Source organism: Vibrio sp. CCB-PB317 (assembly GCF_022808245.1).
Lineage (GTDB): Bacteria > Pseudomonadota > Gammaproteobacteria > Enterobacterales > Vibrionaceae > Vibrio > Vibrio diabolicus.
Window position 1 is genome coordinate 414,006 of record NZ_JALGNU010000002.1, and the last position, 13,046, is coordinate 427,051.

General features: G+C 44.9%; 11 protein-coding genes. 2 read left to right on the plus strand and 9 right to left on the minus strand.

Translation table 11 applies throughout. From position 1 onward, the window contains the following. Window positions 1–176 precede the first annotated feature (176 nt). Window positions 177–1,358 (plus strand): MFS transporter, encoded by a 1,182-nt coding sequence (locus tag MTR11_RS11020; RefSeq protein ID WP_005394895.1) that lies wholly within the window; start codon window positions 177–179, stop codon window positions 1,356–1,358. 206 nt (window positions 1,359–1,564) lie between these two features. Then, window positions 1,565–1,846, plus strand: a complete 282-nt coding sequence (locus tag MTR11_RS11025; RefSeq protein ID WP_053808304.1) for a YrhK family protein — start codon at window positions 1,565–1,567, stop codon at window positions 1,844–1,846. Between the two features lie 124 nt (window positions 1,847–1,970). Here the strand turns inward: MTR11_RS11025 and MTR11_RS11030 are convergent, their stop codons facing one another. From MTR11_RS11030 to deoD, 9 genes are all read right to left on the minus strand, one after another. Next, window positions 1,971–2,810 carry an energy-coupling factor transporter transmembrane component T family protein gene (locus MTR11_RS11030; RefSeq protein ID WP_243327513.1) on the minus strand — a complete coding sequence of 280 codons (840 nt, stop codon included), beginning with the start codon at window positions 2,808–2,810 and terminating at the stop codon, window positions 1,971–1,973. Continuing rightward, on the minus strand, window positions 2,807–4,546 hold the full coding sequence (locus MTR11_RS11035; protein WP_243327515.1) for an ABC transporter ATP-binding protein: 1,740 nt from the start codon (window positions 4,544–4,546) through the stop codon (window positions 2,807–2,809). The genes MTR11_RS11030 and MTR11_RS11035 overlap by 4 nt, the downstream gene beginning before the upstream one ends. 6 nt (window positions 4,547–4,552) lie before the next feature. Continuing rightward, a complete protein-coding gene (locus MTR11_RS11040; protein WP_005375133.1) occupies window positions 4,553–5,101 on the minus strand; it encodes an ECF-type riboflavin transporter substrate-binding protein in 549 nt (182 codons plus the stop codon). A gap of 337 nt (window positions 5,102–5,438) precedes the next feature. Beyond that, window positions 5,439–6,569, minus strand: a complete 1,131-nt coding sequence (locus MTR11_RS11045) for an HlyD family secretion protein (protein WP_005394904.1) — start codon at window positions 6,567–6,569, stop codon at window positions 5,439–5,441. Next, window positions 6,569–6,949 (minus strand): DUF3302 domain-containing protein, encoded by a 381-nt coding sequence (locus MTR11_RS11050; protein ID WP_006741936.1) that lies wholly within the window; start codon window positions 6,947–6,949, stop codon window positions 6,569–6,571. Before MTR11_RS11050 ends, MTR11_RS11045 begins: the two co-directional genes overlap by 1 nt. A gap of 243 nt (window positions 6,950–7,192) precedes the next feature. Beyond that, the gene (locus MTR11_RS11055; protein WP_046875779.1) at window positions 7,193–8,776 is read right to left on the minus strand and encodes a diguanylate cyclase; all 1,584 of its coding nucleotides are present in this window, start codon (window positions 8,774–8,776) and stop codon (window positions 7,193–7,195) included. Beyond that, window positions 8,760–10,244 carry a tetratricopeptide repeat protein gene (locus MTR11_RS11060; protein ID WP_164665883.1) on the minus strand — a complete coding sequence of 495 codons (1,485 nt, stop codon included), beginning with the start codon at window positions 10,242–10,244 and terminating at the stop codon, window positions 8,760–8,762. The genes MTR11_RS11055 and MTR11_RS11060 overlap by 17 nt, the downstream gene beginning before the upstream one ends. A gap of 160 nt (window positions 10,245–10,404) precedes the next feature. Further along, window positions 10,405–11,874 (minus strand): hypothetical protein, encoded by a 1,470-nt coding sequence (locus MTR11_RS11065; RefSeq protein WP_005394913.1) that lies wholly within the window; start codon window positions 11,872–11,874, stop codon window positions 10,405–10,407. Window positions 11,875–11,945: 71 nt separating this feature from the next. Further along, a complete protein-coding gene (gene deoD, locus MTR11_RS11070; protein WP_005394915.1) occupies window positions 11,946–12,656 on the minus strand; it encodes a purine-nucleoside phosphorylase in 711 nt (236 codons plus the stop codon). Window positions 12,657–13,046: the final 390 nt, after the last annotated feature.

Here is a 13,046-nt window from a genome sequence, read left to right on the forward strand (position 1 = left end):
ACCTATTTCTCTCGATATTTCAACATCGCGCTTAGCCAAGGAATTGAGTGCGATGTTTATTTTCATAACAATATCTCTACACCGTATCTGCTTGGCCAGGGTTGAAAATAATAATGATATTGCGAATTTGTTACATTTAAAGCTATGATGATGCCTTCATATTTAAAGGAAACATCATGACTACCTCATCGCAAGGCTGGAGAACGCCGCAAAATTTCCTCCTGTTAATTTCCATTATCGTGCCCATTGCTTTTTCTACCTGGATGGCGTTGTTGAACAACTTCGTTATCGAGAAAGCGAACTTTGATGGCGCTGATATCGGTTTACTTCAAAGTGTTAGAGAAGTACCTGGCTTTCTCGCTTTCACCGCGGTATTCGTTTTACTTTTTATCCGTGAACAACGCTTTATGCTCGTCTCTTTGGCGATGCTTACGCTTGGTACGGCATTAACAGGTTATTTTCCCACTTTATACGGTCTACTTTTTACCACCTTGTTAATGTCCACCGGTTTCCACTACTTTGAAACACTAAAGCAGTCTTTGTCTTTACAATGGCTATCGAAAGAAGAAGCCCCGGAAATGCTGGGTAAATTTATTTCTGTTGGGGCTTTGGCTTCTCTGTTTACCTACGGCGCCATTTGGGTTTCGCTCGAACAGCTCAAACTTGATTTTAAAACGGTCTATCTAATGGCAGGTGGTTTAGGTTTTGTGCTTATTTTGGTGATGGCATTTGCTTTCCCTCAATTTAAAACAAAAGTGCCTCAAAACAAGAAACTCATTCTGCGTAAACGTTACTGGTTGTACTACGCGCTCACGTTTATGAGTGGTGCTCGCCGTCAGATTTTCACTGTTTTCGCTGGCTTCTTGATGGTAGAGAAGTTTGGCTACTCTGCCGCAGACATTACCTTGCTGTTTTTGATCAACTATGTCTTTAACTTCTTGTTTGCGAAGCGAATAGGCCGTTTTATCGGCGTTGTTGGTGAGCGCAAAGCGTTGATGTTTGAATACGTCGGTTTGATCTTCGTGTTCGTCGGGTACGGTTTGGTGCAAACGGCAGAGTGGGCGGCAGCATTGTATGTTGTCGATCATTTATTTTTCGCGTTAGCGCTTGCGATTAAAACCTACTTCCAGAAAATTGCCGATCCTGCCGATATGGCGTCGACCGCGGGCGTTGCGTTTACGATTAACCATATTGCGGCGGTTGTAATACCTGTTACGTTTGGTGTCATTTGGCTTGTTTCACCTGCGAGCGTATTTTACATCGGCGCTGGTATGGCAGCAGTGAGCTTGCTGTTGTCACTCAATATTCCAGCGAAGCCGGAAGAAGGCAACGAAACTCGCTTGTTGAAGTGGAGTTAAGTTGGCACTCACTATCTAATCATTAAAGCGAATACCTGTAATTAGACTCGCTAAAAAGGGTGCTTATGCGCCCTTTTCTTTTTATTGCAAATAGATAATCCCTCCAATGGTTGTCAATGCATGCCACGTCCGTTAGGGTTTAGAACTAAGTATTTCGAAATAACTTGGGCATAACTGACGCGAAACAATAAGAGGGGAGCTATACAGTGCAGATACATGGCAGAGAGTTGGATTTAGATCTAGGAAGCCGTCACATCGTTATTCAGCGCCGCTATGAGGCGTTAGGTGCTGCAAACGACCTACTCATTGCTATTTGGTTTTTAATTGGTAGCTTTTTCTTTTTGAATGATTCGTTGATTGAAAGTGGTACTTGGCTGTTCATCGTAGGCAGCGCGCAGTTGATCATTAAGCCCCTGATAAAACTGATGAGTTTAGTTCATGTTGGTCGCTTAAATAAGCAACTTTCTGGCACATCAACGAGCCGCTGAGATTACACGCCTATTTTGAGCACCTGCAAGCAAGAGGCTAATGAGCGGGTTATCGAGGGGAAAGAGGGAAACATAACGTGGTCACAACACTAACCACGTTATGTTCAGTTTGAAGCTTTAGAATTTAAAACGGATACCAGAACAGTTGTGTGTCCATAACACGCTTGCTGATCGCAGCAATCACTATCACCGCAATCCCCGCCATGCAGATCATATCGGCTTTGGTAAGTGGTTTTAGGCTGTACCAAGTGCGAGATGAGTGACGGCCAAAACCACGTAGCGTCATCGCGTTTGAGATTTGGTCGGCTCTGTCCAAACTAGAGAAAATCAGAGGGCCAAGAATCTTCGCCACGTTCTTCATACGAGTGAACAACGGAGCCTTCTTACTCAGTTCTACTCCGCGTGCTTGTTGCGCGTGCATGATGTTAACAAAGTCCTTTTTCACTTCCGGCAAGTAGCGCAGCGTTAAGCTCACGGCATAGGCGATTTTGTAAGGCACACCCAAGCGGTTCAAGCTGGCTGAAAACTCCGTCGGGTGAGTGGTAAATACAAACACCAACGCGATTGGGAACATGCTGAAGTATTTCAACGTCACTGTTACTAAGTAAAACAACGTCTCTTGAGTGAGCGAGTAATTACCGGGTAACGAGAGTAAAACCGTCGATGAGCCGATGAACTCAGTACCTTGTTGCGGTGCTAACGCGAACATAAACAGGGCATTGATCAGCAATACCGTGCCTGTACCGAGTAAAAGTGGTTTGTAGACATGAAATGGCACTTTGGTCATTTTCAATAAGCCCAAACCAAGCACGATCAACAGTGCAATGATTCGCAAGTCAAACGTGGTCAACACCACCGTTACCCAAGCAATGAAAAGCAAGAACTTAGTAATGCCATTCAACTTATGAAGTGGCGATTGGGTATCGATGTAGTTGATACCAAACTTCATCTTATTGTCTTTCATGCCACCGCTTTCTCTGGTTGGTTTACTTCGCTGCTTTTTTGTTGGCGGTGCGCTTTTTCTACATTGATAAAATGCTGCATAAAGCCATTGGTGTCTTCGATGCCAACTTTCGTAGCCAACTCAAACAGACTTGTTGTGGTGAGGTTCGCTTGGTCTAGTAGCTCTGGACTGCTGAATACCTGCGTCATTGGTGCATCCGCGACTAATTTACTGTCTGCAATCACGATAGAGCGCGTGGTGTATTCCAGCACTAAATGCATGTCGTGGGAGATGATCATCACGGTTACGCCCAACTCGCGATTGAGCTTTTCGATGAAACTCAGCATAGACGTGTAGTTCCGGTAGTCCTGACCTGCCGTCGGTTCATCAAGGATCAGAAGCTCTGGTTCCAAGACCAAAATTGACGCAATGGTCACGCGCTTTTTCTGGCCGTAGCTCAATGCTTCGATTGGCCAGTGACGGTATTTGCTCAAACCGCACAGCTCAAGGACTTCAAGTACTTTAGCTTCGATTTGTTTCTCTTCAACGCCACGATTACGGAGGCCGAAGGCCACTTCGTCGAAAATCATGTGATGGGAAATCATGTGATTCGGGTTTTGCATCACCACGCCCACTTTCTGGCTACGCTCGAAGATGGTCAGTTCGTTTAGATCTTGACCATTCATGCTCATTGAGCCGCTATCCGCTTCAATAACGCCCATAATCAGTTTGGTGATGGTCGATTTACCCGAGCCATTTTTGCCAAGTACAGAGACAAACTCGCCACGCTTGATGTCAAAACTCACGTCTTCTAGCGCGTTTTTCTCACCGTCGTAAGAATAGGTGAGGCCACGGACTTCAAGCAAAGTCTCGGCTGGCGTTTTAGGCGGTTGTGCTGTTGAACCATCAAACCATGCTTGTATTGCTGGTTTATATTGCTCCAACGGTAATGTGGTTAAGCTAGAAGGTTTTGCATCGCCCTCAATCGCGCAGCCTGCTTCTTTCAGTGCTGAAATATAAAGCGGTTCGCGGATGCCGTAATCTTCTAGCAGAGGCGACGCTAAAATTTCATCTGGCGTCGTATCGGCAATGATTTCGCCGCTTTCCATCAAGATAATACGGTCAACTGAGCAATGCAGAACGTCTTCAAGACGATGCTCAATGATTACGATGGTTTTGCCCGTTTCGCGGTGTAGATCATCGATGATCTCGATGGTTTTTTTACCCGTTTTAGGGTCAAGCGCAGCTAGTGGTTCATCAAACAAAAGGATATCGACGTCATCGACGAGAATGCCCGCTAAAGAAACACGCTGTTTCTGCCCGCCAGATAAATCGTGGGGAGAGCGTTCTAGCATCTGTTCCAAGTCGACCATTTTGGCCGTGGCTTTGACCAATGGGTACATGTCGATATTTGAAGTTAGCTGGTTTTCCAGCGCAAATGCAATGTCTTCGCCAATGCTCAAACCGACAAATTGGCTGTCCGTATCTTGGAGTACGGTGCCAACTTGCTCAGTGTATTGGTGCATGTCGAAAGGGGCGGTGTCTTGACCATTGATGGTCAATGTTCCACTGGTTTCCCCTTTGATTGCGTGTGGGATCAGTCCGTTAAGACATTGCCCAAGGGTAGATTTACCACTACCACTTGGACCGATAATGACGATTTTCTCTCCTTTCTCTATCCTTAGATTGATATTTTTTAGCGTCGGTTTGTCCAGCGACTCATATCTAAAAGAGAAGTTAGAAAATTCGATTGTCATTCGACATTAAGCCTCTGTTAAGTTACGGCTTTGCTTGTTACGTTTAGCGACAGACTTAAGAATGAAGAAGCCAACAATAGCAATAAGAATGGTGTTACCGATCGCGATAATAGAAAGCTGGGTAAACACTTTAGTGAACGGTTCTGCGTATAAAATCGTGTCGAGGAATGCAGAGCAACCGTAACCAAATACGTTGCCTAATAGCGCAAGTACTACGAATAACGCGAAGTCTTTCATATTGAAATCGCCTTTCTCTAAACGGTAGCGCGTTAGAGAAGGGAATAGACCGATAATCAAACCAACAATACCTGAACCAAGTACCCAAGTGAGCCATACGCCCCAACCTGCGAATAGGTCAGTGACCCAGTGGCCAATAAAACCAACCAAAAAGCCAACAAGTGGGCCAAATAGTACTGAGAACAATGCTAATACTGCCATGGCTGGTTTTAGCGTTGTGTTTGCAAACACAGGGATGCCAAACATAGGTAAGCCACCGATGCCGTAAAGAGCAGCACCGATTGCAATAACCACAACGGTTTTAGCAGAAAGATTCATAGATAACCTCAGTTCAATGGTCGATTTTAAAGAACGTTCATTTATATTGTTGGAAAGCATTGGTTATTTGATTGTGTAACATACATACAAAACAACCAAGTTGCTTATTGTTTGCTCTATTTTTCTTCAGGAAATGTGTGATTTGATTCACGTATCCCTTTGACTGGCTTTGTTTTTTAGCAAGCATTAAAAATAAGGCGCGCATTATACAGAATATTGATAAAAGTGGGAATGCTATCTGTCTGGATGGCTAGAATGAAATCGGAGGCTGATTGTCAGCCCCCGATTACACTTTCTGATACTATTTTCATCGATAAATGAATGAGCTAGCTGTTCATTAATGGTCTAGGTACAAATAGTTCTGCCAGCTCTTCATGCGAATCAGCACTTTGCGCATCACTGACACGTGAGTAAAGCTGTCTGAGTAAACGGCGACTTCAACCGCGGTACCCATTGGTAGGTGGTATTCGCTCAAATCGTCCGTGATTTTCAGCTTCGCAAATACACGTCCGCTTGTGCGCAGGGCATCGGTACCAAGCAGAGCACCTCTGGCTTGAATTTGGCTTTCACCAATGGCTGGAATCACGTCGATGACTTCGCCACGGAATACCTTGCCCGGAATTGCGCGGAACATAAACTCCGCTTCAAAGCCTGCCTTCAAACGTTGTAGCGAGTTTTGTCTGAACGCCGCGGTGTACGTAATGTCTTCGGTATGCACGAAGGTCATTGCAGGGGCAAGCGGCAACGGCACAGCCATCACACCAGGGCGCAAAGCCAATTGCGTAACGTAACCATCGGTTGGCGCACGAACGACGGTTTGCTCAAGGTTGAACTCTGCTTTACGTAGCTCAGCGAGTAGTTGCGCGACTTGGGTATTCTCACCGCCGATTTCCGACTCTAATGCGATCTGTGCTTGCTCTTGCTGCAAAATGGCAACGTCTAGCATGGCTTCTGCCGCTTTGTACGCTTGGCGTCGAGTATCTAAATCTTGTTCCGTAAACGCGCCGCGATCAAAGCCCCTTTGATATCGGCTAAATTCTCTTTGCGCTTTATCTCTATCGGCTTGCGCTTTCAAAACTGCCGCTTCTGCTTCTCTCAAGTCAGACTCTAAACCCAACGCGCCTTGGCTTGCTTCTTTCACTTTCGCTTCAAGGCGTGCGACTTCCGCTTCAAAAGGCACAGGGTCGATTTTGAAAAGAATATCGCCGGTTTTGAGCGGTTGGTTCGCTTGAACGGGCACTTCCACAACGCGGCCACGTACACCAGAGACGATAGGCGTAGTTGGGAACACTTGGTTACCTAACTGAGTAAATGGGTGGTTGTAGTTCATAAGAAGGACGAGTGTGCCCACTAACACTACGCCGCCAAGTACGGCTGTGGGTACAGTCCATTTGTTCAAAGGAATATTAAAGACTTTAAAAATGGCGATACAAAGGGCTGTATAAGTCAGAATCAGCAATAAATCCATTATTCGTCCTCTTTACTTTGTTCAGTCAAAGGCCTTTGCTGAATCTTTTGTTGTTTCAACATCGATACTTCGTTTTTGAGTTCGTTGACTTCGTCGATGAGCTCTTCAAGACGGTGATGAATGTCGTGAGTTTCTTGCTCAAGTTGTTTGAAGCCCCAGCCTCGCTCCTTGCGCCACAATGTTGCCCATATCCATAAAAATGGCCACAGTGCATGTAAAGTGAAAAGGCTAACCCAGCCCGCGTAATGAATTGCGTCTTGATGAGGGTGTTCGCGTTCTTTAGCAATTTCATACGGAATATCGTGAATAACGATAATCCCATAGAAGATCACCAAAGCAACGAAGATGAGTAACCCAAGTGCAAAATAGTCTAGAAACATCTTACCTGCCTGTGCTTGTTACCTAATGGAAAATCTTACGTAAATGAACAGTTTAAGTATTTGTCTTAACTATCGTTCAATCAAGTTATTTTGTGCTTGAATTATGTTTATGCGATATCCGTATCGATTGCTATTCGGGGACAATAAGAAGTGAAGGCGACTATATTCAAACTAAGTAGTAATAAAGGAAGGAATAGAGAATAAAAGCCACGGTTATGCCCCAAGTGAAGGTTGGGGCACGGTTTAAAGTTCGGTACAGACTTGGTTTCGGCCATTGGCTTTGGCGCGGTACAAGGCTTTGTCGGCGCGGTAGAAGGTTCGTTGGGTATTCTCTCCTTCTCGATGTAAGGTAATCCCGATCGATACGGTCAACCCCCGCTCGCCAAGAATATCGTCCCAACCATATTGATAAATGCGTTCGCGGTAATTCTCGGCATGCATTTCTGCCCGTTCTAGATTGCTATTCTCTAGAATGACAAGAAACTCTTCACCGCCAAAGCGAACGCAAGAAGCGCCTTTAAATTTGAAGTATCCTGCTAATTCTTGAGACACACGTTTAATCGCTTTGTCTCCTACAAGGTGACTGAGCTCGTCATTGATGGACTTAAAATGGTCAATATCGATGACCATCAACGCAAATTCAGTATCGTGCAAAAGCAGGTCTTTGAGTTTGACTTCTAACCAGCGCCGGTTGTGCAAAGAGGTCAGCGGGTCAGTAAAGACATCTTGCTGTAGTTGGGCGACCGTATTCTTATGTTGTTTGGTGGTTTCCTTGAGCTCTTTGTTTTCAAGTTCTGACAAAATGAGTTTGAGCTGTAGCTCAAAACGAGAAAGTCGACGTAATTGAGTAGAACCCAATTCACCAATTGGAATGTGTTTGACAAGGTCAGATTCAATGCGAAACGCTTTTTTTTCACAGTTTAATGCTTTCTGAAATAACCCTTGAGAAGCGTAAACTTGACTCATTGCGTTGTAAAAATGCTGAGCGACAAGAGGAGACGAGTGTTTCTGAATTCGTTTACCGATAGAGTCCAGTACTAAGTTGGCTAAAGAGATGTGTCCGACACCGTTTAGACAATATGCGGTCTCGATTTTGACCATTGTGGACAACCAGTACGTGGTAGCACTGCCCGTCGTATACTGAACATTCGAGATAGCAAGCAATGCGTTAGGGTAATCCTCTTGCAAACGATGCAGTTTGGCTCGGTAGAGATGAATTTGCGCAGCAAGGTTTTTATCACTGACGAGGATACTTAGCTCTTCACACTCACTCAATAATTCTTGTGCATCTGCGGTACGGTTCAAACTGATGTAACAGGCAAGCATGTAAAGTTTGTAGCGCAGACGTAGGGAGCGACTGCTAATGGCGTGATCGATCGCATCGATTTTTTGGTAATAACGCAAGGCGCGATGGTGATCCCCATAGGCATCGCACAAATTGCCCATTCCAATAATAGCCAGTACGTACTCATCAATATAGCCATATTCGACGGCGATATTCGTTGCAGCGACATACTCGGTTAATGCTGCGTTGTAGTCACCTACTTCTACTAAACGATCACTCAAGCTTGCTTTTACAGACAGAATATCTTCTACATCGTAGGGTAAAACGAGCAACTCAAGGGCTTGTCGTAGTTCTTCGATACTGTCGTTGAGCTGTTTAATTTCTCGTCGATACTCGGCACTAATGATATAGCAATGTGCTTTTTCTCGGTTCGTGGATGCAATATGTAACCCGATGTGCTCCCACAGCGTAATCGCTTCTTCACCAGAGACGGAAGAAGGATCGATGCCTGCGTCAGTGACCTTGCTAAGCAGTTGTTCCATGCTTCATTACCTCAATATAGCTTTCTTCGAGTTGCTCTAAAGTGAATGGGAAGGTCAGGATATCTTGCAAATACAGTATCGGTTTGGGACCTTTTAGCCCGCGACGTTTCCATGGATAGATGTCTAACATTGCCTGAACCGTGCGATAGACATCTTCTGCTGCTTGACCTTTCTCAGCAATTAACATAGCTAGTCTGTCACTGGAAATTCGTGAGATGAGATCATTTGAGGTCGTCAATGCATGAACTAGCTCAGTACAAACATCGAGAAATTCGGGGTTTGCATGCTGAATCATAATGATCGCGTGGTTGGAGCGTTTGAGCTCTGTTTTAAACAGAACTAACTGTTCCCACCAGTAGGTCTCGGACACAACATTAGAAAACTGTTTTTCAGGGTCATATTCATGTTGGGAACGAATACGATTAATCAGCTTACGCGCTCGTTGCTCTAGCTGGCGTTTGGAGCCGCGTGCTTTATCCATACTGACTCGATGAGTCTGTTCTTTGAGCATTTTAAGTGCATGTTTACGGTATTTTTTAAACGCGTTAAACGCTGATTCAAAATCACCTTGCTCTTCAGCGACTCGGGATTGCTGAAAGCAGATCTGACTTAGTAGCTCGCCGTTGTCAAAACTAAGCGCGGACTCTTCTGCTGCGAGTAGTAACTTTGCTGCACTATCCGTATTTTTGCGCAAGAGTTCGAGCCTTGCGCGGCTAATAAACGAGTGTGCCTTCATCCAAATGAGATCATGTTCAATAGCGAGTTTATGGGCCTTTTGTGTGGCTTCTTCTGCGGCATCAAGGCGTTCTAGCCCAAGTAGCGCTAAGCCTTTAAAGTCCCAGATCTCGGCTTGCCATGTGCTGTCATCATGATCTTTTAGTACTTCGGTTGCACCATCCAGCACAGTGAGCATTTCGACAAACTTATTCAGTAAGTAATAGTCCCAAGCCAACAGGATACGAGCTTTGCCTTCCAACCAAGCAATACGGACGTTGTTTGCCACTTTAACGGCCAGCTCATGAGTGGAAGCGGCAAGTTGATGCTCATTTGTGATGCGCCATACGTTGCCAAGCCCAATTAGAGATTCGATTTGAATTTCAATATCATCAACGAGGGCAGATTGTTCGAGTGCATTAATCCAATATTGTTGGGCTGAGTAATACTTTGCTTGTCCCCAATATTGGAGAGCAAATAAATGAAGAATTTCGGGCAGGTGGTCGTCGGTTTCAAGTTGGGTTTGCTTGCTGTAGGCGTCTTTGACTAGCTTTAAGCCTTGTCGGTAATCCATTAGGCACCAACAGCACTGCGCCATTATCAGCAATGCTCTGATTTCACCATCCACAAATAAAATTTGCTCCGCGCGGATACGGTATTGCTGCGCAATACTGAAGGTGTGTTCAGGGGCCGTTTTTATTTGGCCTTTAAGCTTTTTGAGCTCATCTTCTAGCTGAATTTGGTTTTTATCCAACGTTCACATCCATGACTATCGAACTGGAATTCACACCTAATATTAAGTGGTTAGATGCATGTTTTATTACCAAAACGATGCGGATAACGCTTTGGTAAACGATTAGGTGCCGTAATGTATACTGTCACAGCCCCTAATTACTACATCTAAATGCCAATAGTTACGATAGGAGCTGTTTGATGGTCAAAGGAGCATCAGTGACTTCTAGCCTTTGTGCGGCGGTAAGACCCTGCTTATCCTGATAGCACAAATTATGCCAAGCTCTGAATATATCTAAAAGAGGTAAAATTCCAGCAGGTCGTAATTTGCGACGTGGCTCGTTAATGAAGCTTTCGAAAAGGATCTGGAAGCGATTTTGATAGAACTGCACATGGCGAGTTGTTGCAACGTTAAACCATTTCTCGGGCTCATTTCGATCACCTGCAAGGTAGCAAATGCCTTTGTGGCTTTCGTCTTGAGTGGAGATCGCCCAGCGATCTCGCCACCAGCTCATATAGGCGATATCGACCTTGCCAAAAGGTGTGCTCATGTCCCAATTTGCGTCTTCTTCTACGTACATCAAGTCGACATTTTTCTCTTTAATTCGAGACAAACAAACGCTCAGTGCTGCCGAACGTAGTAGGGGGTCTTGAGGCATATATAGAGATACACGTTTGTTGGGGCAACACATATCAAGTACATGCAGGTAATGAGCGTATGATGTGTAAGGCGGACGAACTAATGCACCTTTAGATGGGTAATGGAATACAGAAAGATTACCAAGAGGATCTTCCACGTTACCGCGAGCCAAAATGGTTTGGTATTTTTGGTCAATACGCTCACGCAAGAGGTTCGAAGGTTCCGCTGGCGGTTCACTTGCTTCCGCTGTGTACTCTTGGGAAACAAAACGAGAGACCTCGTCGTACGGGTTATGGTCTAGCGTGGCGATTGGCTCTTCATCAGCAGAATAGTTCACATGTTGACAAAGAATATAGCCTGAGTGGGCTTCACCAGAAACAATCCAGTAGACACCATTATTGCTGTTTGGCTGCAATGCAACATAGTTTGAGGCCAATTCATAGTGCGTTGCGTGGTTTACCCAACGAGCATCAATAGTGGCTAATTTACGGCGACAGCGACTCGCAATATGATCAACATGGTCGTAAAAGGTTTTCGGGTTGATACTGAGTTTTCGGCAGATCTCGCGCACAGAGTAACCAGTAAACAATAAGCCCATTAAATTCTCTTGGAATTGTAGCTTCTTGTTCGCGCCTGACCATTTATCAACAAAGGTACTTTGACACGCTTTACAACGGTAACGTTGACGATCGCCGCTGTAACCGAAAGCGTGGTAGAGGTGTTTATGTGTGTGGACGGATAGTCCAAAGTTCTCGCAATCATCATTGCGGCACGCAGGCAACCCGTCACTGTGGACGTGTCGCAGGCGATGAAGTTCGTTCACGACATCGCGATTGTTAAGTAAGGGGGGGAAAGCTCCACATTCACGGCATACCATCGCCGGACGTTTAGGGTTAGCATGTTGCAGAACGTAACGCTTTGCATCACTCAATCCAAAGTTGTCACACGCCAATGTTTTACAAAAGTTGAGTTGTAACCCATCTGCGTCTTTTGGCAGTTCGCCGTTAGACACAATCGCCCCCTCGGGATAATTCGGGCAGCCAGCAATAACTCTGGCTGCAAATTATTACTTACTACTTGTTCTTAGATGTTGATTGCGGTTTCTAGCGCAACTTTCATCATGTCGTTGAACGACTTTTGACGCTCTTCTGAGCTTAGTTTTTCGCCACGGATGATGTGGTCAGAAACCGTTAGGATAGTTAACGCCTTCGCACCTAGGTCTGCAGCAACACCGTAGATACCAGCCGCTTCCATGTCTACACCTAGGATGCCTAGTTTTTCCATCTTCTCGAAGATGTCAGCTTCTGGTGTGTAGAACAAGTCTGCAGAGAATACGTTACCAACTTTCACTGGTACTTGTTGAGCACGCGCTTGGTTTACCGCTTCTTCTAGAAGGCCGTAGTCAGCGATTGCAGCGAAGTCGTGGTTGTTGAAACGGATACGGTTCACTTTAGAGTCTGTAGAAGCACCCATACCGATAACAACGTCCATTAGGTTAACGTCGTCACGTACCGCACCACAGCTACCTACACGGATTACGTTTTTCACACCGTATTCTGCGATTAGCTCGTGTACGTAGATACAGCAAGAAGGGATACCCATGCCGTGACCCATAACAGACACTTTTTTGCCTTTGTAAGTGCCAGTAAAGCCGAACATGTTACGAACGTCACAAACTTGCTTCACATCTTCAAGAAACGTTTCTGCGATGTATTTAGCACGTAAAGGGTCGCCTGGCATTAGAACCGTTTCAGCGAAATCACCTGGTTGTGCATTGATGTGTGGGGTTGCCATAAGTGCTCTCCAAAGTTTTGTTTTGATAAAACGCCTCTAGTATAGAACGCTATTACCAATTCTGTTGAACTTGTTCGTTTTCGTTGAAGCAATAATATCGGGACGTACAGTGGCCCCTTGAGAGCTTAGTCACAAAAACCACGCTTTTAGAAACCATGAACGTCATTGATAACTAAATCTGTTGAAAGCAAAAGAGCAATCGATTCGCTTTTGAGCGATTTGTCGATTGCGCGCACAAAATGGACATTGAGAACATAAAAAACTTTTGAGAAAGCGCTGATCGAAATGCTCTTGAGAAAAGTAAAACGATTAAATTGTACAATTTATTTTCTTGTACAATCTGAAAAGCCTTGCTATAAGTTATACAACAAAACATTTTGTATAGGGATG

Bases quoted from the DNA above. Each gene is read 5' to 3' on its own strand.
- MTR11_RS11020 (WP_005394895.1), top strand. From the start codon at position 177: ATGACTACCTCATCGCAAGGCTGGAGAACGCCGCAAAATTTCCTCCTG.
- MTR11_RS11030 (WP_243327513.1), bottom strand. From the start codon at position 2,810: ATGAAAGACAATAAGATGAAGTTTGGTATCAACTACATCGATACCCAA.
- MTR11_RS11035 (WP_243327515.1), bottom strand. From the start codon at position 4,546: ATGACAATCGAATTTTCTAACTTCTCTTTTAGATATGAGTCGCTGGAC.
- MTR11_RS11040 (WP_005375133.1), bottom strand. From the start codon at position 5,101: ATGAATCTTTCTGCTAAAACCGTTGTGGTTATTGCAATCGGTGCTGCT.
- MTR11_RS11045 (WP_005394904.1), bottom strand. From the start codon at position 6,569: ATGGATTTATTGCTGATTCTGACTTATACAGCCCTTTGTATCGCCATT.
- MTR11_RS11050 (WP_006741936.1), bottom strand. From the start codon at position 6,949: ATGTTTCTAGACTATTTTGCACTTGGGTTACTCATCTTCGTTGCTTTG.
- MTR11_RS11055 (WP_046875779.1), bottom strand. From the start codon at position 8,776: ATGGAACAACTGCTTAGCAAGGTCACTGACGCAGGCATCGATCCTTCT.
- deoD (WP_005394915.1), bottom strand. From the start codon at position 12,656: ATGGCAACCCCACACATCAATGCACAACCAGGTGATTTCGCTGAAACG.